This window comes from Methyloversatilis sp. (assembly GCF_030696805.1).
Taxonomy (GTDB): domain Bacteria; phylum Pseudomonadota; class Gammaproteobacteria; order Burkholderiales; family Rhodocyclaceae; genus Methyloversatilis.
Genome location: NZ_JAUYRO010000117.1, coordinates 65493 through 88643, shown reverse-complemented (window position 1 = coordinate 88643; position 23151 = coordinate 65493). Strand labels below are relative to the sequence as shown.

Annotated in this window: 20 protein-coding genes and 1 pseudogene; 15 read left to right on the top strand and 6 right to left on the bottom strand. The window is 67.2% G+C overall.

All coding sequences use genetic code 11. From position 1 onward, the window contains the following. From bchD to Q8R75_RS19095, 4 genes and pseudogenes are all read right to left on the bottom strand, one after another. Positions 1–1032 (bottom strand): annotated as a pseudogene (gene bchD / locus Q8R75_RS19110) (magnesium chelatase ATPase subunit D); the annotation flags it as partial. Further along, positions 1022–2041 (bottom strand): magnesium chelatase ATPase subunit I, encoded by a 1020-nt coding sequence (gene bchI, locus Q8R75_RS19105; RefSeq protein WP_305611429.1) that lies wholly within the window; start codon positions 2039–2041, stop codon positions 1022–1024. The pseudogene bchD and the gene bchI, both read right to left, overlap by 11 nt. Positions 2042–2148: 107 nt before the next feature. Further along, positions 2149–3417 carry an ATP-grasp domain-containing protein gene (locus Q8R75_RS19100; protein WP_305611428.1) on the bottom strand — a complete coding sequence of 423 codons (1269 nt, stop codon included), beginning with the start codon at positions 3415–3417 and terminating at the stop codon, positions 2149–2151. Next, on the bottom strand, positions 3414–4826 hold the full coding sequence (locus tag Q8R75_RS19095) for a cytochrome P450 (protein WP_305611426.1): 1413 nt from the start codon (positions 4824–4826) through the stop codon (positions 3414–3416). Before Q8R75_RS19095 ends, Q8R75_RS19100 begins: the two co-directional genes overlap by 4 nt. A 266-nt stretch (positions 4827–5092) precedes the next feature. On the opposite strand from Q8R75_RS19095, the gene Q8R75_RS19090 reads away from it, so the two are divergent. The 3 genes from Q8R75_RS19090 (at position 5093) to Q8R75_RS19080 (ending at position 9064) form a co-directional block, all read left to right on the top strand. Next, the gene (locus Q8R75_RS19090; protein WP_305663826.1) at positions 5093–5842 is read left to right on the top strand and encodes a hypothetical protein; all 750 of its coding nucleotides are present in this window, start codon (positions 5093–5095) and stop codon (positions 5840–5842) included. Positions 5843–5851: 9 nt separating this feature from the next. Next, positions 5852–7360: a 1-hydroxycarotenoid 3,4-desaturase CrtD gene (gene crtD / locus Q8R75_RS19085; RefSeq protein ID WP_305611424.1), complete on the top strand. Its 1509-nt coding sequence runs from the start codon at positions 5852–5854 to the stop codon at positions 7358–7360. 162 nt (positions 7361–7522) lie between these two features. Beyond that, positions 7523–9064, top strand: a complete 1542-nt coding sequence (locus Q8R75_RS19080; RefSeq protein ID WP_305626990.1) for a phytoene desaturase — start codon at positions 7523–7525, stop codon at positions 9062–9064. Positions 9065–9076: 12 nt separating this feature from the next. Here Q8R75_RS19080 and Q8R75_RS19075 read toward each other — a convergent pair whose 3' ends face one another. Both Q8R75_RS19075 and Q8R75_RS19070 read right to left on the bottom strand, forming a co-directional pair. Then, the gene (locus Q8R75_RS19075; protein WP_305611422.1) at positions 9077–9988 is read right to left on the bottom strand and encodes an alpha/beta fold hydrolase; all 912 of its coding nucleotides are present in this window, start codon (positions 9986–9988) and stop codon (positions 9077–9079) included. An 83-nt stretch (positions 9989–10071) separates the two neighbouring features. Then, positions 10072–11445, bottom strand: a complete 1374-nt coding sequence (locus Q8R75_RS19070; RefSeq protein WP_305611421.1) for a DUF2254 domain-containing protein — start codon at positions 11443–11445, stop codon at positions 10072–10074. A 421-nt stretch (positions 11446–11866) separates the two neighbouring features. Between Q8R75_RS19070 and Q8R75_RS19065 the strand changes: the two genes are divergently transcribed. The 12 genes from Q8R75_RS19065 to Q8R75_RS19010 all read left to right on the top strand — a co-directional run bounded on the left by Q8R75_RS19065 (position 11867) and on the right by Q8R75_RS19010 (position 23142). Next, the gene (locus tag Q8R75_RS19065; protein ID WP_305611420.1) at positions 11867–14791 is read left to right on the top strand and encodes a cation-translocating P-type ATPase; all 2925 of its coding nucleotides are present in this window, start codon (positions 11867–11869) and stop codon (positions 14789–14791) included. Between the two features lie 289 nt (positions 14792–15080). Then, positions 15081–15467, top strand: coding sequence for a succinate dehydrogenase, cytochrome b556 subunit (sdhC, locus tag Q8R75_RS19060; protein ID WP_305611419.1), 387 nt, complete (start codon positions 15081–15083; stop codon positions 15465–15467). Then, a complete protein-coding gene (gene sdhD, locus Q8R75_RS19055) occupies positions 15464–15808 on the top strand; it encodes a succinate dehydrogenase, hydrophobic membrane anchor protein (protein ID WP_305611418.1) in 345 nt (114 codons plus the stop codon). The genes sdhC and sdhD overlap by 4 nt, the downstream gene beginning before the upstream one ends. A gap of 23 nt (positions 15809–15831) precedes the next feature. Then, positions 15832–16527 carry a succinate dehydrogenase iron-sulfur subunit gene (locus tag Q8R75_RS19050; protein WP_305611430.1) on the top strand — a complete coding sequence of 232 codons (696 nt, stop codon included), beginning with the start codon at positions 15832–15834 and terminating at the stop codon, positions 16525–16527. Positions 16528–16613: 86 nt separating this feature from the next. Continuing rightward, positions 16614–16946, top strand: a complete 333-nt coding sequence (locus tag Q8R75_RS19045) for a cupin domain-containing protein (RefSeq protein WP_305611416.1) — start codon at positions 16614–16616, stop codon at positions 16944–16946. Between the two features lie 335 nt (positions 16947–17281). Next, complete coding sequence (locus Q8R75_RS19040; RefSeq protein WP_305626993.1) at positions 17282–17785, top strand: hypothetical protein; 504 nt, start codon at positions 17282–17284, stop codon at positions 17783–17785. 18 nt (positions 17786–17803) lie between these two features. Then, positions 17804–18061 (top strand): hypothetical protein, encoded by a 258-nt coding sequence (locus Q8R75_RS19035; protein WP_305611413.1) that lies wholly within the window; start codon positions 17804–17806, stop codon positions 18059–18061. A gap of 11 nt (positions 18062–18072) precedes the next feature. After that, entirely contained in the window at positions 18073–18411 is a 339-nt protein-coding gene (locus Q8R75_RS19030) for a hypothetical protein (RefSeq protein WP_305611412.1), read from the top strand. Positions 18412–18475: 64 nt separating this feature from the next. Next, positions 18476–20323 carry a hypothetical protein gene (locus tag Q8R75_RS19025; protein ID WP_305611411.1) on the top strand — a complete coding sequence of 616 codons (1848 nt, stop codon included), beginning with the start codon at positions 18476–18478 and terminating at the stop codon, positions 20321–20323. A gap of 19 nt (positions 20324–20342) precedes the next feature. Then, entirely contained in the window at positions 20343–20549 is a 207-nt protein-coding gene (locus tag Q8R75_RS19020; RefSeq protein ID WP_305611410.1) for a hypothetical protein, read from the top strand. Between the two features lie 201 nt (positions 20550–20750). Next, positions 20751–20873, top strand: a complete 123-nt coding sequence (locus tag Q8R75_RS19015) for a hypothetical protein (protein WP_305611408.1) — start codon at positions 20751–20753, stop codon at positions 20871–20873. A 43-nt stretch (positions 20874–20916) separates the two neighbouring features. Next, entirely contained in the window at positions 20917–23142 is a 2226-nt protein-coding gene (locus tag Q8R75_RS19010) for a copper-translocating P-type ATPase (protein ID WP_305663825.1), read from the top strand. Positions 23143–23151 lie beyond the last annotated feature (9 nt).

The following is a 23151-nucleotide window of genomic DNA, read 5'->3' as shown; positions in this document are numbered from 1 at the left end:
CAGGCGCCCGGCGGCAGCCTGCAGGCGCGCCAGCAAGCCGGGGGGAATCGCTGCCTGCGCCGCCTGCAGGACCACATCGTCCAGCGGCCGGTCGTCCGGTGGCTGCGTGTCGCTGTCCGACGCGTCCTGCCCGGCTTCGGGTTCGGGCGGCGGCGAGTCTTCAGGGTGCGTGTCGTCCGGCTCCGGCGGCGAGGCTTCAGCCTGGTCGGGCGGCGTTTCAGTGGTCGGGAACTGCGTGGCACGCGGTGCCAGAACGAGCTGGGCGGCCAGCGTCACGTCGTCTGCGGCCACCGCATCGCGGCCGTCGAGCGCTGCGGCGGCGCGCGCCACCCGGACCGACTGCAGCAGTGCGCGCATCGACGAGACACCGAGCGCGAGCGCCGTGGCCGCCAACGCCTCGGTGGCGCCGGGCGGCACGGCGACCACAGGCAGACGGGCGCGCGCCCGTTCGATGTCGGCGGCGCTCACCGGGAGCGGGGTGCAGGTCTGGGCGCGCAGGCCATCCAGATCGAGATGGAAGGCCAGCCGGTCGCACAGCGCTGTCGACAGCGGCTCGTCCTCCAGCCCCTCGTCGAGCGCGATCACGGCGAATGCCGCCGCGCTGGTCAGCGCGATGCCATCACGGGCCAGTGCCACTTCGCCGGCGTCCATCACCGCGGTGACGCGGGCGGCCGTGCCGGGCGGCAGGCGCTCGGCCATCGCCAGCAGCACGAAGCCGCCGTGCGCATCGACCAGCAGGCCGCGCTCGGCCACCGGCCGGCCGGCACGCAGCGTGGCGGTCAGGTCCAGCCCGCCGAGCAGACGGCCGTCGGTGACGTTGAACGGCACCCGGCGCATCGGCGTGCCGGGCGGCAGCATGTCGCGCAACTGTGCGAGCCAGGCGTCGCGCACCGGTCCGGCCTGGGCGTGCAGGCGTACGCCACCGGTGCCGACCGGATCGACCGCGCACAGCGCGCAAGCCAGCGCGGCGCGCAACCAGGGGTCATCGACGACCGTCGCCCGGTCGTCGCCCGGTCTTGCCCTAGTTTCCAAACAGGTCTTCCACCGCGCGATCGACACGCGCGCCGGAACCGGCGTCATCCAGCGGATCGCGGCGCAGCCGGTGGCGCAGCGCGGGCGGCGCGATGCGGCGCAGGTGGGCATCGCTCACCGCGTCGTCGCCGTCGAAGGCAGCCAGTGCGCGGGCGGCGCGGATCAGCGTCAATTCGCCGCGCAGACCGTCGGTGCCGAGCGCCATGCACAGGCGGGCCGCCTGCTCGACCACGCCGTCGGGTACCTTCACGCCGGGCAGACGTTCGCGCGCGGCGACGATCTTCTTGCGCAACTTGTCGTCGTGCTTCTTCCAGTGCGCCACGAAGGCATCGCGGTCGCGCTCGTAGGCATCGCGCCGGCGCACCACTTCGACCCGGGTCGGCAGGTCTGTCGGCGTCGTCACCTCGACCGACAGGCCGAAACGGTCAAGCAATTGCGGGCGAAGTTCGCCCTCTTCCGGATTGCCGCTGCCGACGATGACGAAGCGGGCCGGATGGCGCACGCTCAGACCTTCGCGCTCGACCAGGTTTTCGCCCGAGGCGGCGACGTCGATCAGCAGGTCGACCAGATGGTCTTCCAGCAGATTTACCTCGTCGATATACAGGAAGCCACGGTTGGCACGCGCCAGCAGGCCGGGCTCGAAAGCCTTTTCACCGCGCGTCAGCGCGCGTTCGAGGTCGAGCGCGCCGACCACCCGGTCTTCCGTCGCGCCGAGCGGCATGTCAACCACCGGCACCGGCACGAGGTGGCTCTTCAGCGTGGCCTTGCCGGCCGCGCACTGCGCGCAGCACGGCGCGCCATCGGCCGGATCGCACTGATAGGGGCAGCCGACGACCGCGCGCATCTTCGGCAGCAGCGCCGCCAGCGCGCGCACCGCGGTCGACTTGCCGGTCCCGCGGTCGCCGAACACCAGCACGCCGCCGATCGACGCATCGACCGTGGCGACCAGAATGGCCAGTTTCATTTCGTCCTGGCCAACGATGGCCGAGAACGGGAAGGGTTGTGACATCGACAAACCTCTGTTCAGGGCCGCGCGCTGCGCGCACCCGGATTGATCGACGCGCCTGCGTCGCGGCGTGTCACTTTAGAGTGACACTTGTGGGCTGTCCAGCGAACTCAGGACACTGCGGACGGCGAAGAGGGGACGGACGGCGTGTCCGGGTCGGTCGGTGCAGTCAAGCCCGGCAGGTTGCCGGATGCGGCCGCCGCCTCGTCCGGCGCGTACAGCCCGACATCGAGCGTGGCGACCTCGCCAAAGGTCGCACCGCTGCGGATCGACAGCCAGATGATCTGCGACGCGGTCAGCGGCATCGTGATGAAGGGCAGCGGATCGCGCCATTGCCAGGTCACGTCGCGCGCCCGCACAAAGCGCGCCAGGTTGCGCCGGAAGTCCGGCCCGAAAGCCTTCGGGCTGAACATCGACTTCTGCACCTCGGTCAGACAGGGATAGAACTGCTGCAACAGCGACTGCTTGCGGAAACGTACCGGCTGCGTCCCGTCCAGCACGCCATCCGGCGCCACGACGGCGCGCGCCAGATCGTCCGGATCGACGAAATGCAGCCCGCTGGTGGCGCGCGGATTGCACTCGATGCCGTGCGCCTGGCCGTCGGCATCCACCACCAGGTCGAACGATATGAAGCCGGTGAAGCCTGCTGCGGCGATGAACCGGCTCACCCAGTCGATGACCGGCCGGTGCTGCGGGTCGTCCTCGGTGACGCGCTCGAAGCACACGGACACGGTGCCCGACATGACCGCGCCGCGATACACCACGGTCACCAGCGGCTGGCCGGCGGCAGCGATCGAGAAGGTGCTCAGCACATTGCCCTTGACCCAGCGCTGAACGATGGCCGGCTGGCCGGGCGTGACCTCGGGCAGCGCTTCGCCCTGCCGGCGGAACCGCACGCCACGACCGGAGCACGAATAGACCGGCTTCACGATGTGGTCGCCGGCCTGCGCCAGATCGGCAGCACCCGGCGTGCCCAGCGCACAGGTGGCCGGTGCGGCCACGCCGTAATCGCGGCAGCGGCCGATGAACTGCAGCTTGTCGTGCAGCGGCATCAGCACCTCGGGCGGCATGGCAAACAGCTGCACACCGACCGGCAGCCGACCGGCCAGATGGCTGGCATGCATGATTTCTTCCGACACCGGCACGACCAGGTCGACGCCTTCCTTGAGCACGATGTCGCGCAACTCGTCCAGATAGCGCTCGCGACTGAGCGCCGGCGCGGTCACCGTGTAGCGCCGCGCCACCGCATTCGACATCGCGCTCAGATGCCATCGGAACGGTTCGGCGACGATGACGCGCCAGCCCAGCCGATGAAAGCTGCGCGCCAGATCCAGCCCCTTGGGCAGGCGGCCGAGCGTGATCAGCACGACCGGCTTCATGCGCCGGCCCGCTCGCGCAGACGCACGCGGCACATGATCTGGTGCTTCGGCCGCGTCGTCAGGCGCGCCACCGGGCGCACCGCGTCGGCGTCGAGCGCACTGAAATCGAAACGGCGCACCAGCCGCGCCAGGATCAGCGTCGCTTCGGTGGTCGCAAAGGCGGCGCCGACGCACACGCGCGGCCCGAGCCCGAACGGCAGATAGGCGCCAGGCACCAGTTCGTGCTCGCGTTCGGTGCTGAAGCGGTCGGGATCGAAGTGGTGGGCGTTGCGCCAGTAATTCTCGTTGCGGTGGATGGTCCACGGCGAAATCATGATCATCGCGCCTCGCTTCACCCGGTACTTGCCGATCTGCGTCGCCTCGGCCGCCACGCGCGGAATGAAGGTGATCGGCGGGTACAGCCGCATGGTTTCGCGGAACACGTTGCGCGTGAAGGTGAGCCGGCGGATGTGCTCGAAGCCGATGTCGCCCTCGCCCACCACTGCGCTCACCTCGGCGCGCATGCGCGCCACCGTGTCGTGCTGCGAACTCAGGATGAAGAACACCCAGGTCAGCACGCTGGCCGTGGTTTCGTGGCCGGCGAGGAACATGACGCCGAGCTGGTCGATCAGCTCCTTGCGGTCGAAATGGTCGCCGGTCTCCGGGTCTTCGGCATTCACCATTTCGGCAGCGATGTCGTTCCAGCGCGTGATCGGCCCGGTCAGATGCGTATCGACCAGCTCACCCAGCCGCTCGCGGATGATGTGGCAGGCGGCTTCGACGTCCGGGCGCTGATCGACGCGCTTCCATGCCGGATCGAAAATGAGCCGCTTCCACTCGACCTGGGCCACGCTGCGCTCGAACAGCGTGAACGCGTCGAACACCTCGCGCGACGCCTTCGTGTCGAACGAAGTCGAAAACACCGTGCGGCAGATGATGTCGGCCGTCAGGTGGCTCATCGCCAGATCGAGCGAAAAGGCTTTGCCGGTCAGTGCCTGCTCGCGCAGCTTGTCTTCATAGGCATCGACGCCGGCCGCCATCGACGGAAACGCCTGGCCGAGCCGCATGTGCGAAAAGGCCGGATCGATCATGCGGCGCTGCTTGCGCCAGGTGTCGCCGGACGACACGAAGATCGAGTTGCCGACCAGCGGTTCGAGCGCACCCACCATCAGGTCGTTCTTCGGATAGATGTCGGTCGGGTCGGTCAGGATGCTGCGGTAGAGCTGCGGATCATTGACGATCAGTATCTGTCGCCGCGAATAGCCCAGGTGACCGACCGGCACGCGGTAGGCATCGGCCGGCAGCAGGCTCAGCAGGTCGCCATCGCCCTGCGCGATCAGCCGGAACAGCGAAATGATGGGCGACAGCGCCTGCGGGCGCGGCGGAATGTAGGTCGGGCTCGCATCGAGGCCCGAAGGAAAAGCTGTCACGTCGGCCGCAATCCGTGTGCGTTGTGCTGTGTGCGTTGCTGTGTCTGTCGGTCAGTCGGGCAGTGCAGCGGGCGCTCCGACGGGCGGCGCGCTTCCCTCGCGCCCCGAGTATAGGTGTCGGACCCGAATCCGGCATGCCGCACTGCACGATACCGAATCTGTCCGCCTGAGGTTACAGTGCGAAGTGTCAATACCTCAAGCACCCGCTTGAGGGGGCAGTGAGCCTCCGCCGCTCACCTTTGGCAGGGCCTGTCGAGCGCGCAACGATGTCCGTGTCCGAGCTGTTCCACCTCTTCGTCGCCAGTCACATCGTGACCGGCGCAACCGGCCTGCTCGCGTTCTGGGTGCCGGTGTTCGCGAAGAAGGGCGGCATCGCGCACCGCAACGTCGGCAAGGTGTTCACGGTGACCATGCTGCTGACCGGCACCGCGGCGATCGGCATCAGCCTGTGTACGCTGGCCGACCCGGTGTCGACCCATCCGCACCTGACGGAACACGCCGATTTCCGCGACCCGGCGCTGGTGCGCGCCATTTTCGGCTGGATGATGCTGGCACTCGCCACATTGACGCTGAACCTGGCCTGGTACGGCTGGCAGTGCATCCGCAACCGGCGCGACCACGCGGCCAACCGGGAATCGGTGAATCTCGGCCTGCAGGCGGCGACCTTCATCACCGCCACGAACTGCGCGGTGCAGGGTCTGCTGATCGGCCAGCCGCTGATGCTGGGCGTATCGCTGATCGGCTGGGCGACGGTCGGCACCAATCTGTGGTTCCTGTACAAGCGCCAGCCGGCGGCCAATGACTGGCTGCGCGAACACATCAAGGCGCTGGTCGGCGCCGGCATTTCGGTCTACACGGCCTTCTTCGCTTTCGGCGCGGTGCGCACCTTCCCGACGCTGGCGCTGCACCCGGTGCTGTGGGCGATTCCGCTGACCGTCGGGCTGGCCATCATCCTGTATCAGTGGCGCAAGCTGGGGCGTCCGCGCGCGGCGATGCCGGCCGGGCAACGCGCGTGAAAGGCCGGCGTGGCGTCTGAACGGGTGGTGGTCATCGGCGCCGGCATGGGCGGACTGTCGGCGGCGGTCGATCTGGCGCGTCAGGGCCTCGACGTGCAGTTGCTCGAGCGCGCCCCTGCGCCCGGCGGCAAGATGCGTGAAGTGAAGGTGGGCAGCGCCGCCATCGATGGCGGCCCGACCGTATTCACGATGCGCTGGGCCTTCGAGTCATTGTTCGCCGACGCAGGCGCCTCGCTGACCGACGCACTCACCTTGCACACGACCTCGGTGCTGGCGCGCCACGCCTGGCGGGAAGGCGGCCGGCTCGACCTGTTTGCCGACATCGAACGCAGCGTCGAGGCGATCGGCGACTTCGCCGGCGCACACGATGCCGCCGGCTATCGCGCCTTCTGCGCGCGCAGCCGCGAGATCTACCAGACGCTGCGCGGCCCCTTCATCGATGGCCAGCGGCCGTCGGCGATCGAACTGACGCAGCGCGTCGGCTTCGCCAACCTCGGCGCGCTCTGGCGCACCCAGCCGATGAGCACGCTGTGGGGCGCGCTCGGCCAGTACTTCCGCGATCCGCGCCTGCGCCAGCTGTTCGGTCGCTACGCCACCTATGTCGGCTCGTCACCGTTGCGCGCGCCGGCCACCTTGATGCTGATCGCGCACGTTGAGCAGGACGGGGTATGGATCGTCGAAGGCGGCATGCGTCGCGTGGCCGACGCGCTGCAAACGCTGGCCGAGCGGCATGGCGCGCGCTTCCGCTTCGGCTGCCAGGTCGAGGAAATCGTGCTGCGCGCCGGTCGGGTCGCCGGCGTTCGGCTGGCCGGTGGCGAAGTCATCGACTGCGAACGCGTGGTGTTCAACGGCGACGTGTCGGCGCTCGCGACCGGCCTGCTCGGGTCGGCCGTACAGCCGGCCGCACCCGTCATCAAGCCGGCCGAGCGCTCGCTGTCAGCGATCACCTGGTGCGTTCATGGCCGCACGCGAGGCTTTCCGCTGCACCACCACAATGTGTTCTTCGCCGAAAACTACCCGGACGAATTCGCCGCGGTGTTTCAGCGGCGCAGCATCGTTGATGCGCCGACCGTCTATGTGTGCGCGCAGGACCGCGCCGATACCCCTGATGACGCCGAGGCGCCAGCGCTCGATCGCGAACGCCTGCTGGTGCTGATCAACGCACCCGCCGACGGCGATACCCGGCCGTTCGGTGATGCCGAAGTCGCCCGGCTTGCCGACAACGCCTTCGACCTGATGCGCCGCTGCGGGCTCGACATCGACCGCGCGTCGATGGACGCGGTCGCCACCACGCCGCACGGTTTCAACCAGCTGTTTCCGGCCACTGGCGGCGCGCTGTATGGCCGCGCCAACCATGGCTCGATGGGCAGTTTCGCGCGACCCGGCGCAGCCAGCGCCATTGCCGGCCTGTATCTGGCCGGCGGCTCGGTGCACCCCGGCCCGGGCATTCCGATGGCCCTGCTGTCCGGGCGCCGCGCAGCAGAGCGGCTTGTCGCCGACCTCAGCCATGGGCGCTGAAAGCCGCGCCTGCAATCTGCCGGCTGCCCGGGCGGAGCTTTTGTTGTGCCACACGGTCAATTGCCGGCTGACGCCATGCAATGATTCTCGCCGCCGACGCACCCGAGCGAGCCTGCTCCGCGAGCTTTGCCCCGGTGGCCTTGCCTGGAAATCCTTGTCTCAGTGACCTTGCAGACTGACCCGACCCGAATGACCGCCTTCACGACACCCCCACCCCAGTCCGACCGACCGCACGCCCTCGTCATCGGCGCCGGTTTCGGCGGCCTCGCCGCGGCGATTCGCCTCGGCGCCCGCGGCTACCACGTCACCGTGCTCGAAAAACTCGATGCACCGGGTGGTCGGGCCTATGTATACAGGCAGGACGGATTCACCTTCGACGGCGGGCCGACCATCGTCACCGCGCCCTTCCTGCTGGAAGAACTGTGGGCGCTGTGCGGCAAGCGCTTTTCCGACGATGTCGACCTGCGCCCGGTCGCGCCCTTCTACCGCATCCGCTTCGACGACGGCGAGCACCTCGACTATTCCGGCGACCCGGAAACCATGCGGCGCGAAATCGCCCGCTTCGCGCCCGACGACGTCGACGGTTACGAACGTTTCATGAAGCAGGCCGAAGCCATCTTCGACGTCGGCTTCACCCAGCTGGTCGACATTTCTTTTGCCGACTGGACAACGATGCTGAAGATTGCGCCCGAACTGGTACGACTGAAGAGCTACCGCACGGTGTACGGGATGGTCGCCAGCTACGTGAAGAACGAACGCATCCGAACGGTGCTGAGCTTTCACCCCTTGCTGATCGGCGGCAACCCGTTCACGACCACCTCCATCCTTTGCCTCATTTCGCATCTGGAGCGGCGCTGGGGGGTGCATTTCGCGATGGGCGGCACCGGCCGGATTGTCAACGGCATGATCGGGCTGATCGAGGGCCAGGGCGGCACCGTACGCATGAATGCCGAAGTTGCATCCATTGATGTGGCCAACCGGCGCGCGCGCAGCGTGACGCTCGCATCGGGCGAAGTCATCGCGGCCGATGTCGTGGTGTCGAATGCCGATGCGGCCTGGACCTACCGCAAGCTGGTGGCGCCGGAGCATCGCCGGCGCTGGACCGACCGACGCCTGGAGAAGTCGAAGTATTCGATGAGCCTGTTCGTGTGGTACTTCGGCACGCGCCGCCAGTACCCGGACGTGCAGCACCACACCATCCTGCTCGGCCCGCGTTATGAAGGCCTGCTGACCGACATCTTCCGCAACAAGGTGGTGGCCGACGACTTCAGCCTCTATCTGCACCGGCCGACGAAAACCGACACCTCGCTGGCGCCGGACGGCTGCGATGCTTTCTACGTGCTGTCGCCGGTGCCACATCTGGGCAGCGGCACGGACTGGCGCGAAAAAGCCGAGCCGTATCGCAAGGCGGTCGAGAAATACCTGAGCGATTCCATCCTGCCCGGGCTGGCGGACGAAATCGTCACTTCGATGATGCTTACGCCGCAGGATTTCCAGGACCGGCTGAATTCGGTCAATGGCGCCGCCTTCAGCCTGGAACCCGTGCTGACCCAGAGCGCGTGGTTCCGTCCGCACAACCAGAGCGAAGAGGTGGACAACCTGTATCTGGTCGGCGCCGGCACCCACCCGGGCGCCGGTGTGCCGGGCGTGATCGCATCGGCCAAGGTGCTCGACCGCGTGGTACCGGACCCGCGCCGCAATTGATCCAGGCCGCGCTCAGCGCTTCAGGAAGGCGAGCACCGGTTCGAGTGCGCGCGCCGGGGCTTCTTCATGCGGCAGGTGGCCGACGCCCGGCAAGGTCACCACGGTGGCATCGGCGATGGCCGCCTTGTAGTCAGCCGCATTGGCGACCGGAATCATCGCGTCCTGCTCGCCCCACAGGAGCAGCGTGGGCGCGGCGATGCGCTTGAGCAACGGCACCGGATCGACCAGTTTCACCTGCGCCATGCGCTGCATCATCGCGTCGCGCCCGCCCGGTGCCAGCAGCAGGTCGTGGTAGCGATCGGTCATCGCGTCGGTCAGCACCGCCTTGTCGGCGTAGGCCGGCTCCAGACTCATCTTCAGCATGAAGCGCGGCAGACAGTGGCGCATCAGCGACATCAGCGCCGGCACCTCCGGCACCTTGTCATATTCGAAACCGGGGCTCGCGAAACCGTCGGGCGACAGCAGTACCAGCTTGTCGACGCGCGCCGGCTGCGTCGCGGCAAACGTCCACGCGACGCGACCGCCCATCGAATTGCCGACGAGCGTCGCGCGCGCCACGCCGAGGCTGTCCATCAGCGCAGCCACGATCTGCATGCTGCGTGCGTCGGTGTAGTCGCCGGTGGTGTCCGGCGGGCTCAGGCCGCTGCCCGGCAGGTCGAAACGGATCACCCGGTAGTCGCCGGCCAACGACTGCGCCCACGGCTCCCAGGTATGCAGACTCGCGCCGAAGCCGTGCAGCATGATCAGCGCCGGCGCGTCCTTCGGCCCGCTGTCGCGCACATGCAGCCGGGTGCCGGCCACCTCGAGCATGTCGCCGGGTGCCGCGAGGTAGCGCGCCTCGAGTTCGGCCAGCGCGCGGTCCGGCGTCCATAGCCAGAATGCAAGCACCGCCAGCAGCACCAGCGCCGCCAGGAAAATTTTCACGTTCGACTCCTGCAGACAAGGCATGACGACCGGGCAGGACTGTAACGCAGTTCGCGCATGCAACGGCAAGACAGTGCCCGGCCCTAAGCGAGGAATCGATTGCCCGTCTGATCACCGGGCTCAACACGAAAGCTGCGCAACGCCTGTGCCGCGGCCATGTAGCGCGCCTCGACGTCGAGCCGATCGCCCGCTTCCGGCACCGCCTCGCGCGCGCCTCGGACGATCATGTCGGCGTGGCGGCGCAGGCAGGCCGCGTCCGACGCGCTTCGCACGTGACAGGCGATCCGGGCGATGGCATCGAGCATGCGGATCGCCACAGCCGGATTCGATCGCGCGTTCTGCCTGATCTGGTTGAAGGCCGTGTCCGTGATGCCTGCAAAGGTGTACCCGGTCGCCACCAGCCGCAGTTGCCCGAGATCGTCGAACCGGAAGGGCGACGGCATGTCACTGCGGGCAAGCCGGCAAAGGGCCGATCCCAGCCTGTCCACGCAGGCGATTGCCGTAAATGGGTCGTTGATGCCCGGCGACAGCGCCCGCACCGCGATCTCGACCAACTGCAGGAAGGAGAATTCGATGTCCTCGGTGGCGGTGCGCTGGTTGCCGAGCACGAAGGCGGCGTTCAGCTGGTGCACCAGTTCGTCGTTCATTCGATCGCCCGGCCAGACCATGACCATCGTCTGGCCGTGGACGAGGTAGTGCCCGGGCCGGCATTCCAGCTGCAGCAGCAGATCCTGCTCACGGGCAAGTTCCATCAGGGCGTCGGCATCGATCAACTGGAGATAACCGTCTTCCAGCGCCCCCGCTGGACGCGCCTCGTGCGCGAATGCAGCCGGCAGTTCGGCTGCATCCGGCGGGTTCGGCGCTTCCGATTGCGATTTGCCGAGGTGCCCGGGAAACATCCTGCCGATCCCGTCATCCAGTTCCCGGCTGACCCGGGCCACGACCACGTCCGCCTGGATCGACACTGACACATGATGGATGAAGTAGATCAGCACCCCTATGCTGACCAAGGCCAGCAGCACACCGATGCTGACGGAAAGCTGAGGCACGAAAGCCACCTCGTCGGCGCGCCGGATGGTGCGCAGCACGAGCAGGCAGTAAACGAAGGTGGCGACGAAGGTGCCCAGCACCACCTGGTTGGAGGTGTCGCGCATGAAGTTGCGCAGCAGGCGGGGCCCCAGCTGTGACGACGCCAGCGACATCGCCACCAGCGTCATCGAGAACACGGTGCCGGCGATGGCGATCATCGACCCGGCCACGGTGCCCAGCATCAGGCTTGCGCCCTCGGCACCGCCGGAATAGCGCCATCCCAGACGCTCGAGCCAGTCATCGGTGACAGCCCGATCAAGTGCGACGGCGGCGAACGCGAGCGCCACGGCCAGGCACGCCATGGCCGCGGGCAAGAACCAGAAACTGGATCGCAGGCGTTCCCAGTACTTCAGCAGCAGTGCCTTCAAGATGACTCGCCTCCCATTCGTGCGCCCGAAATGGAACGCCCGGGCGGGCGCCGGACGAGCCAGCGGCAGAGCGTGAGCTTTCGAGCCGGAGCACGCCTCATTTCCCAGGCACCAAGGCTCCCGACCGGCGAGACGAGTATATCCCGCGCCGGCAAAGAGGCTGCCCTGTACGTCATCGCACCGACGCATCACCTCTTGATGCGCATCTTGAAGCACCGTACCCCGAGGTGCGACGCCCGGCGGACCGAACAGCCGCCGTGCTTTTTGCGGCCCCTGCCCGGTACAGGCGCCTCGTATTCGAGACAGATGAAAGCTGGCACACCATGCTTCGACAAACGACGAACCTGCAAGACTTCGCCGTCGGCGACGTGAAAGATCCCTGCTTCGATGACCGGGGCGACGCTCTCGACAGGTGCAGTCCGTGCCCCCGGTAGCTCCCGCCGACGCGCGGCGCGGCGCGCGATCAGGCGACCCGTCGCTGATCGACTTCACCGACCTGGCATCGGCGCTCGATACCGACCTGTCGAACGGCCTCGGTGCCGAAGAAGCCGCGCGGCGGCTGCATACGGACGGTCCCAACGAACTGCGCGTCATACCCCCCGTGCCGGGCTGGCGGCGCATGCTGGCTCAGTTGCAGGACCCGCTGGTCTACCTGCTTGGCGCAGCTGCGGCCGTGGCCCTGGCCGCCTGGTGGTTAGAAGGCCGGGGTCAGCCGGGTGCGGCGGGCTGGCCGCTGGACGCCATCGTCATCGCCGCCGTGGTAGTACTGAACGCAGTGCTGGGCTGGCTGCAGGAGGCCAAGGCAGCACAGGCGGTAGCGGCGCTGGCGAAGATGACCACCGCCACGTCGGCCGTGCTGCGCGATGGCGACGTGGCCCGGGTGCCCAGCGCCGAACTTGTCAAGGGCGACCTGCTGGTGCTCGCCGAGGGCGACGCCGTGGGCGCCGATGCGCGCCTGGTGCAGACCGCCGCGCTGATGCTGCTGGAGGCGCCGCTGACGGGCGAAAGCGAGCCGGTGCTGAAGGATGCCGCGCCGCTGTCTGAGGTGGCGGCCCTGGGCGACCGGCTGAACATGGTCTTCAAGGGCACCGCGGTCGCGCAGGGCACCGGGCGCGCCATCGTCACCGCCACCGGTATGCAGACCGAGATGGGCGGCATCGCGACGCTGCTGGACAGCACGCCCGACGCGCCGACACCGCTGCAGGTCGAGATCGCGCATCTGGGCAAGGTGCTGGGTATTGCAGCTCTGGCGATCGCGGGTGTCGTGGTCGCCAGCATCCTGCTCACCTCGGACATCGAAAGCGTGGCCGATGCCGTCACGGTGCTGTTGCTGGGTGTGTCGCTGGCCGTGGCCGCCGTGCCCGAGGGCCTGCCGGCCATCCTGTCGGTAGTGCTGGCAATGGGTGTGCGCCGCATGGCGCACCACAATGCCATCGTCAAGAAGCTGGCGTCGGTCGAGACGCTCGGGTCGGCGTCGGTGATTGCATCGGACAAGACCGGCACGCTGACGCGCGGAGAAATGACGGTGCAGCGGGTCATAACGGCCTCGGGGCGCAGCGACATCACCGGCGTCGGCTACGCCCCCAAGGGGCGCGCCGAGGCGGCCGGTGCTGAGCTGTCCGCAGGCCCGCTGCGCCAGGAGCTGCAGGCCGTGCTGCGCGGCGGCAGCCTGGCCAGCAACGCGCATCTGCAGCAGGACGACGCCGGCACCTGGGTCATCCAGGGCGATCCGACCGAGGCCGCGTTCCTGGTGGCCGAACGCAAGCTGGGTGACCCGGCCAAAAGCGAGGCCGCGCCCGGGACTGAGGAACGCTACGCGCGCATCGGCGAAATCCCCTTCACCTCGCAGCGCAAGATGATGTCGGTGCTGGTGGTGGACCATGGCGACGGCGATGCGCACGTGCTCTTCACCAAGGGGGCGCCCGACGTGCTGCTGGCGCATTGCACCCACGCCCGCCGGGGCGAGGCCACGGTGGCGCTGGATGACGCCTTGCATGCGCAGGTGCTGGCCGACGTGGCCGCGATGACCGGCGATGCGTTGCGCACGCTGGCCGTGGCGCGCCGCACGCTGGCGCCGGATGCGCAGATTCCGGACGATGCTTCTGCAGCGGCGGCTCTGGAGCAGGGACTGGAATACCTCGGCACCGTCGGCATCATCGACCCGCCGCGCGAGGAGGCTGCGGTCGCCATCGCCGAAGCCCGCCAGGCCGGCATCCGCGTGATCATGATCACCGGCGACCACCCGCGAACCGCCGCGCGCATCGCAGCCGATCTCGGCATCGTCGATGCCGGGGCGCCGGTGCTCACCGGCATCGAGCTCGACCGGCTGAGCGACGACAAGGCCTTTGCCGCCGCCGCGCTCAAGACATCGGTGTTCGCCCGCGTGGCGCCGCGGCACAAGCTGCGCATCGTGCGTGCGCTGCAGGGCAGCGGCAACGTGGTGGCCATGACGGGGGACGGTGTCAATGACGCCCCGGCGCTGAAGGCGGCCGACATCGGCGTGGCGATGGGCATGGCGGGCACCGAGGTGAGCAAGGAAGCGGCGCGCATGATCCTGGCCGACGACAACTTCGCCACCCTCGTGCTGGCGGTGCGCGAGGGGCGTGGCGTGCTCGACAACATCCGCAAGTTCCTGCGCTACCTCCTGTCATCGAACCTGGGCGAGGTGCTGACGGTGTTCGTCGGCGTGGTGGGGGCCGGTGTCATCGGCCTCGAGGCCACGGCCACCGGCTCGGGCGGCGCGGTGGTGCTGCCGCTGCTGGCCACGCAGATCCTGTGGATCAACCTCATCACCGACACCGGGCCTGCACTGGCAATGGGCGTGGACCCGATTGCCGACGACGTCATGGCGCGCAAGCCGCGAGCGCGCAGCCAGCGCATCATCGATGCGCGCATGGGGCTGAACGTGCTTGAGACGGGCATCGTGATGGCGGTGCTGACCCTGCTGACGCTGGACCTGTTCCTTCCCGGTGGGCTGATAGAGCCGGTGGACGCCTGGCTGGGCGTCGGCCCGCACAGCCTCGAACTGGCCCGCACCGCCGCCTTCACGGTGCTGGTGCTGACGCAGTTGTTCAACTGTTTCAATGCGCGCTCGGCCAGTACCTCGGCGTTCCACGGGGCGTTTTCGAATCGCTGGCTGTGGGCCGCGGTGGCCTTGTCGGCCGCGCTGCAAGTGGCGGTGGTGCACCTGCCTTTCCTCAACCTCGCTTTTGGCACCGTGCCGCTCTCGGCGAGCCAGTGGAGCGTGTGTGTGGCGATGGCCAGCGGCGTGCTGTGGTTCGGCGAAGGACGCAAGCTGCTGCGACGTTGGCTGACGCGCCGGGCGCCGGCAACACCCGGGCCGTGAGCGCACGCGGCCCTCCCCGAGGTGGGCTGGTGTCATCGACCTCCTTCGCAATCGCTGAGCGGGCCGGTCGGCTCCGCCAAGCGGCGGGACTTGCACGACGGGGGGTCGATTGCGTTCGTCTCCGTACAGATGGACCCGGCAGCGTGGCCTAACGTTGCGCTCGTGACGTGGGTGCTCGGGCCATCCGTACCTGGCGCATCCGCACCGGTGAATCGCATCGAATCCGCCCCTCCTCGAGCAACCACCCTGCCGCCCTGGCCCGCGCGACCGATGCTTCAAGGAGGCAAGCATGCAATCGCCATTCCGCGACTCTCCGAAATCCCTGAACATCTTCCGTATCCGATTCCCGATCGGCGCGATCGCATCGATCGGGCACCGAATCTCGGGTGTGCTGCTGTTGTTCGGTCTTCCCGTGCTCGCACTGGTGCTTGACCGTTCGCTCACCAGCGAAGCCGCGTTCGAGTCGCTGCGCGAAGCAGTCGACACGCCATGGTGGGGGCTCCTGCTGCTCGCCCTGATATGGGCCGCCGCGCATCACGTGCTGGCCGGTGTGCGCCATCTGCTGATGGATATCGGCATCGGTAGCCCACTCGATCAGGCGCGCACCAGCGCATGGGCGGTGATCCTGACGGCGGTGATCATCGCCATCGCCGCGGCGATCAGGTGGCTGGCGTGAAAGTCTTTCTCGGCCAGCGGGCATGGCTCGTGCAGCGCGCCAGCGCATTGACGCTGCTGCTGCTTGTGGCGCTGGGTGCTGCGCTGCTGCTGCTGGGTCCGGCACTGAACCATGAACGCTGGCATGCGCTGGCGACGAGTGCGCACGGCGCCGTCATCATCGTACTGTTCTTCGCCGCGCTGTCCCTGCACGGCTGGGTCGGCGCACGCGACATCGTGCTCGACTACGTCCCGTCAACTGCCGCACGTCTGTCGGTGCTTTCGATCGTCGCTGCGATTCTGTTCGCGGTCGTGATTCGTGTCGCGCTGACGATGGCGGCGCACCTGAGTCCTGTCTCATGACCACCCGCGCCGAGGGCTCTGACATGCACATCAGCATCTATCGCTACGACCCCGACAGCGGCGAAAACCCGCGCATGCAGGACTACGCCATCGAGCTCGCACCGGGCGACAGGAAATTGCTCGACGTACTGATGCGCCTCAAGGACGTCGACGACAGCTTGTCCTTCCGCCGCTCATGTCGCGAAGGCGTGTGCGGCTCGGACGGGATGAACATCAATGGCCGCAACGGACTGGCGTGCATGACCTCTTTGTCGGCGCTCAAGGAACCGGTGGTGTTGCACCCCCTGCCGGGCTTTCCGGTAATCCGTGATCTGGTGGTGGACATGACGCAGTTCTTTGCGCATTACCACGCGATCAAGCCTTATCTGATCGATGACGGCACGCCACCTGAACGCGAGCACCTGCAGACGCCGGAGCAGCGCGAGCGTCTCGATGGCCTCTACGAATGCATTCTTTGCGCCTGCTGCAGTGCGTTCTGCCCGTCGTACTGGTGGAATCCGGACAAATTCATCGGTCCGGCGGGCTTGCTCCAAGCCTACCGCTTCATCGCTGACAGCCGCGACACGGGCACCGTTGAGCGGCTGGCCTTCCTTGACGACGTGTACCGCCTGTACCGCTGCCGCACCATCATGAACTGTACGGAAGTGTGCCCGAAGGGCCTGAGCCCCTCACATGCCATCGAACGCATCCGGCTCGAGCTGGTGCGCGCGTCGTCATGACCGCCGCGACTCCCCATTCTCCTTTACGAGACCCTGCTCGCTGACGGGCGCAGCGCTGATGCCACTTTCTTAGAAGGAGATCACCCATGTCGATTTCTCATGCCGCATCAGGCGATCTGATCGACATTTCTGCATTGCCCGAATCCGGCAAGGCCACCGACTCGATGACGCTGGTACGCGCCCATCACATCGAGGTCTTCCGACTGATACTGCCCGCCGGCAAAGTCCTCCAGGAACATGCCGCCGCCGGATCGATCACGATCCAGTGTCTCGCAGGCGTGGTCGAACTCGATGCGCATGGACGCACGCAAACGCTGCGTCCCGGAACGCTCGTATACCTCGACGACGCACAGCCGCATGCGGTCAGGGCGCTGGAGGATGCTTCACTGCTGATCACGATGCTGCTGCACCGAGCCTGATGTGTGCATGCCCCCGCACCCTGCTGGCCTGCTGCCGTCGATGGCAGCCGGTGATAGGGAAAGAGGAACCATGAATGAAGATCGACAGGATGACCGGAATCCACGCGACGCGTCGATTCTGAACGATCAACGTCGCGCGTACGCATGAGATGCGCGAACGATGCCCCGTGGCACAAAGCGAATCCCCCGGTTGGCCATATCGTTTCGTCATTCGGATGTTGAGACCGCACTCGCCGCGCCCCGGGCATTCAGCAATGCGGCACGGTTTCCGGTTCTTCGATCAGCCGGTCACCCGCCCGCGCGCGACGCCAGCCACAAACCAGAAGGAGATGCATATGAAGACCCCGAAACGAACCTTTTTGGCGAACGCCATTGCCGCCGCCGTAATGGCTGCAGCGCTTGGCACGCCGACGACTGCGGCACAGACAACAGCGCATGATCACGGCGCCGCGATGCCGCACAAACTCACTCTGGATCACGGCCGAAAATGGGCCACCGACGAGCCGCTGCGGGCCAGCATGGGTCGCATCCGCAGCCTCGTCGAACCACAGCTCGGCGCCGCGCACGCCGACAAACTTTCGCCAGCGCACTACCGCGAACTTGCCGCGCAGGTCGAAAGCGAGATCGGCGCCATCGTAACCAACTGCAAGCTCGAACCGAAGGCCGACGCGATGCTGCACCTGTTGATCGCCGACCTGAGCGCAGCCGCCGATACCATGGCCGGCAAGAACGCCACGACGCGTCCGGCGCTCGGCCTCGAAAAGGTAGTCGAAGCCGTCAACCAGTACGGCACCCATTTCGACCACCCCGACTTCAAACCGATCCGCAATGTCCGCTGAAACGCCGAGGAGCCCAGGATGAATTTCACGATTCCGCCGCCGCTGCAATATGGACACGAGGCACTGCAGATGTATGTCGAATATCAGGCCAACGTCGCCGCGTTGAATGCGTTGCAGCATGCCGCGACGCGACCGAGTTATCGCGACATCGTTGCCTGCGCCGAAGCGTTGGCCGAGCACGCGCGCACCGAAGAAGAGTTGATGCATTCGCCGGCGGTGCCGATCGGCCAGTTGGTGCGGCAGCGGCTGGACCTGCGCGTGCCGACGTCAGCATGACAATACCGGCCATGCAGACCCCTGCCTTATTCGACGCTGTGCCGGCGCTCGGCGCAGTCGATGGCGGGCTCATCGAGTACCGTTATGTCGATGCCGTCAAGCTCGCCGGCCACTCCTGCCCCACGGTGGCCGGCGCCTGGCTGATGACCCGCGCGGCGCTGGCGCGGCGTTGCTCCGGCGAGATCCGTGTCGAGTTGCGCCGGTTCATCGATGAAGGTGTGGCCGGTGTGATCGCCAGCGTGGCGAGCATTGTCACGGGCGCCGCCAACGAGGGCGGCTTCAAGGGGCTGGGCGGTCGCTTCGCGCGCAATGGCCTGCTAGGCCTCGGCGTGCCGATGAAGCAGTCGTGAGCGCGTCGTGCTCTGGCGCGCTCGCGACCGATGTCCCATCGCCGAACACACTTCGCCCGACGACATGATCGCCGATTCAACGGCAAACGATGTCCTGCAACCGCCCCCTCGCAAGGCGCGTCGCAGCGCCATCGACATGCTCAACAGTGCTTGCTTCTGCTTGAGCCTCGACCGGAGGGCGCTGGCGCATGCCCTCGATCTGGAACTGGGACAGCCCGGCCTTGCCGAGATGGTCAGGCAGCGCTGCCCGTTCCTCTTCGCAGCCCTGCCCGTGTTCGTTGCGACGCCGCAGCTGCATCGAATGGCACAGGTGATGGAGGCCGTCGAATCGGTGGTGGCTCTTCCGGCCTACAGGGAGCAGGTGCTGGGTGCCGCGCCAGACATCGCAAGGCGCGGGACGTGCGGACCGCTTGGTGTTTTCTTCGGCTATGACTTCCATCTGAGTGAAGGGCATCTCGGACTGATCGAGATCAACACCAACGCTGGCGGCGCCATGCTCAACGCCGTGCTGGCGCGAGCGCAGCATGCCTGCTGCGCGGCAGTCGATTCAATGGTGCCGACACTGGCCAGCGTAACGGCTTTCGAGCAGCAGATCGTCGCCATGTTCCGGCACGAGTGGGCGTTGGCGCGAAAGACGGCCCGCGCGTCCGCAAGCACGCAACCACTGGCCAGCATCGCCATCGTCGACGTGGCACCCCGGGATCAGTACCTCTACCCCGAGTTGCTGTTGTTCCAGCAATTGTTCGAACGCCACGGCCTGCGAACGGTCATCGCCGACCCGGCTGCGCTCGAATGGCGCGATGGCATGCTGTGGCACGGCGACCTGGTCATTGATCTGGTCTATAACCGCTTGACCGATTTCTACCTGGAGCAGCCGGGCAGCGCTGCACTGCGTGAAGCGTACCTGCAGCGTGCCGTGGTGCTGACGCCGCACCCGCAGGCCCATGCGCTGTACGCCGACAAGCGGCTCCTCGCGCTGTTCAGCGACGCTGCGCGACTGCACGCCCTGGGCGTACCGCATGCCACGCAGCAAATACTGCTCGAGCACGTGCCGCACACCGAGGTGGTGGATGCCGGCGATGCGCAGCGCTTGTGGGACGCGCGCCGCAGTCTGTTCTTCAAACCCGTTGCCGGCTTCGGCAGCCGCGCGGCCTATCGGGGAGACAAGCTGACGAAGCGGGTCTGGCAGGACATCCTGGCGGGTGATTACGTAGCCCAAACCATCGTTGCACCGGGCGAACGGATGATCGACGACCCGGGCGCGGCGGCGGCAGAGCGGGCCACCAAGGCCATGAAGTACGACCTTCGCGCCTACGCCTACAACGGCGCAGTACAGTGGGTGGCGGCCCGGATCTATCAGGGGCAGACCACCAACTTTCGCACGCCGGGCGGTGGCTTTGCGCCGGTGTACAGCTCGGCCGATGCCTCAGGCCGGTCGGTACAGGCCTGCACCGGTACTGCCGGGGCCGACGACGCTGCGCATGCCTCCCATGTTTTCCTGCTCGACGACAGCAGTGGTGTCCACGCGGTCCCCCATGCCTTGTATGTCGCGCTGGCGCGCGGCGAGGCAAGGCTTGATGCCATGGCGGGACAGACCTTGCGTCTGGCCATCTGGTACGTGAAGCTGAAAGGCGATGCGCCGGACATCGTCGTCAACGAGACGTACAGCCTGGTAGGTTTTGACGCGCAAGGACGCATCGATCCGGCGCACGCAACCGTCGCAGCGCAAGAACACGCCACCACACCTGAAAACGCCGCTTGGCCCACCGCTGCGGAACGGGCACAAATCAGGGAATTGCTTTTTGCCGATGCCCGGGCGCCCGATGCAGTCCCGACAGCACCGGAAACCGGCATCGCTGAACCTCATTGCTCTCACATGTCCGCAGGCAGCGCCGGATCAACGTGTCGATGACCGGTTCAACTGCTTCGACGTGCGTTCGCTCACCGCATCGGCGTTCCACGCCGCGTTCTCCTACCGCTGGCTGTCGGCCGCGCTGCAAGCGGCCGTGGTGCACCTGCACTTGCTCAACATCGCCTTCGGCACCTTGCCGCTTCCGGTAGACCCGTGGTGCGTGCGTGTGGCGCCAGCAGCGTGCTGGGGTTCAGCGAAGGGTAAAAGCTGCTGCGATGGCGGCTGACGCGCCCGGCAGCGGGTGGCCGATCGCTTGCGTTCGCCTCCGTACAGATGGACCCGGCCGCGCGGCCTAGCGTTGCGCTCCTGGCGTCGTGCCCGACACGACCTATTTCGAAGGAGAAAACCTCATGAAATTCAGACTCGAACGTGCAATGGCGGCCCCCCTTGCACTGGTACCGGCCAGGTGCTCGGGCAGGACGGGCACATGATGAACGGAAGTGGGTGGATGGGCGGGTGGATGGGCGGTTATGGCGGAATGTGGATTCCAGTCCTGCTGGCCGTCATCGTCGGACTGCTGGTGTGGATTGTGATGCGAAAGCAGAAGTGACCCCGGTGCCCGTTCGACATACCGCCTGCGCGCAAGCCTGATCATGGTCACGGAGGCACTGCGCCCTGACGGTCAGCACGGGCATGACACCCCCGCGGCTCAGCCCCTGCAAGGCGTAACGAGCGCCGCCGCCGCAGCGCCCGGCGCGGTCTACACCTGCCCCATGCATCCGGAGATCCGGCAGGACCAGCCGGGTGATTGCCCGAAGTGCGGCATGTCGCTGGAACCCGTGCTGCCCGCCGTGGGCGAGGACGACAACAAGACGTTCGAGGACTTCCAGCGGCGCTTCTACTGGACCTTGCCGCTGACCGTGGTCGTCTTCGTGCTGGCGATGTTCGGGCACCGTCTGGCGCTGTTCGACCGGGGCACGCAGAACTGGATCGAGCTTGCCTGCACCGCGCCCGTGGTGCTGTGGGCCGGCTGGCCCTTTTTCGTGCGCGGCGTGCAGTCCATCGCTCACCGCAGCCCCAACATGTGGACGCTGATCAGCCTGGGAACGGGCTCGGCCTTCGTCTACAGCGTGGTCGCCACCGTTGCGCCACAGGTGTTCCCGGCGTCGTTCGTCTCGATGGGACATGTAGCCGTGTACTTCGAGGCCGCAGCAGTGATCATTTCGCTGACGCTGCTCGGGCAAATGCTCGAAGGCAGGGCCCGCTCGCAAACCTCGGCTGCCATCAAGTCGCTGCTCGGGCTGGCGCCGAAGACGGCGCGTCGTCTGGCCGACGATGGCACCGAGCACGACGTGCCCCTGGCCGATGTGCATGCCGGCGATCGGTTGCGTGTGCGACCGGGTGAGAAGGTGCCGGTGGACGGTGAGGTACTCGAAGGTGGCAGCGCGGTCGACGAGTCGATGCTCACCGGCGAACCCATGCCGGTCACCAAGGCCCCCGGCGACAAGGTGATCGGCGCCACGCTCAACACCAGCGGCGCACTGGTGATGCGCGCCGACAAGGTGGGTGCGCAGACCGTTCTGGCAGGCATCGTGCAGATGGTCGCGCAAGCCCAGCGCTCGCGCGCGCCGATGCAGCGCATGGCCGACCAGGTGGCCGGCTACTTCGTTATCAGTGTCGTCGCCATCGCACTCCTGACCTTCTTCGCCTGGGGCTTCCTCGGTCCTTCGTCGGCCGGTGAATCGAGCTGGGTCTATGGATTGATCAATGCGGTCGCTGTGCTCATCGTGGCCTGCCCATGCGCCCTGGGGCTGGCCACACCGATGTCGATCATGGTCGCCACCGGCAAGGCCGCCACCCAGGGCGTGCTGTTCCGCGACGCCGCGGCGATCGAGAACTTCCGCAAGGTGGACACTCTGATCGTCGACAAGACCGGCACGCTGACCGAGGGCAGGCCGCGCTTCGACCGCGTGGTTGCCAGCCCCGGATTCACCGAGGACGAGGTGCTGCGGCTGGCGGCCAGCCTCGATCAGGCCAGCGAACACCCGTTGGCGCACGCCATCGTGGCGGCAGCCCTGGAGCGCAAGCTCTCGCTCGACAAAGCCGAAGACTTCGAGTCGGGCACCGGCATCGGCGTGCGCGGTACCGTAGACGGCAAGGCGCTGGCGCTGGGCAACACGGCGCTGATGGAACAGATCGGCGTGGCCGTCGACAACCTGAAGGACCGGGCCGAGGCGCTGCGCGCCGAAGGTGCCAGCGTGATGGGGCTGGCCGTCGAGGGCCGGCTGGCCGGTTTGCTGGCCGTGTCCGACCCGGTCAAGGCCAGCACTGCAGAAGCCCTGGCGGCATTGAGGGACGCTGGCCTGCGCGTGATCATGGCCACCGGCGACGGCCTGACCACGGCGCAGGCCATCGCGTCACGGCTGGGTATCGACGAAGTGCATGGTGGGGTCAAGCCCGCGGACAAGCTGGCCCTGGTAAGCAAACTTCAAGGCGAGGGCCGCATCGTCGCGATGGCCGGCGACGGCATCAACGATGCACCCGCACTGGCCAAGGCCGACGTCGGCGTAGCGATGGGCACGGGCACCGACGTCGCCATGAACAGCGCCCAGGTGACGCTGGTCAAGGGCGATCTGCGCGGCATTGCACAGGCCCGCATCATCTCGGACGAAACGGTGGCGAACATGAAGCAGAACCTCGCCTTCGCCTTCGTCTACAACGCGCTGGGCATTCCGCTGGCAGCCGGCGTGCTGTACCCGCTCACCGGCTGGCTGCTGTCGCCGATGATCGCGGCATTGGCGATGAGCCTGAGTTCGGTGTCGGTGATCGGCAACGCGCTGCGGCTCAGACATTCGGGCAAGACTGTCGTCAGCACCTGACTGCGCAGG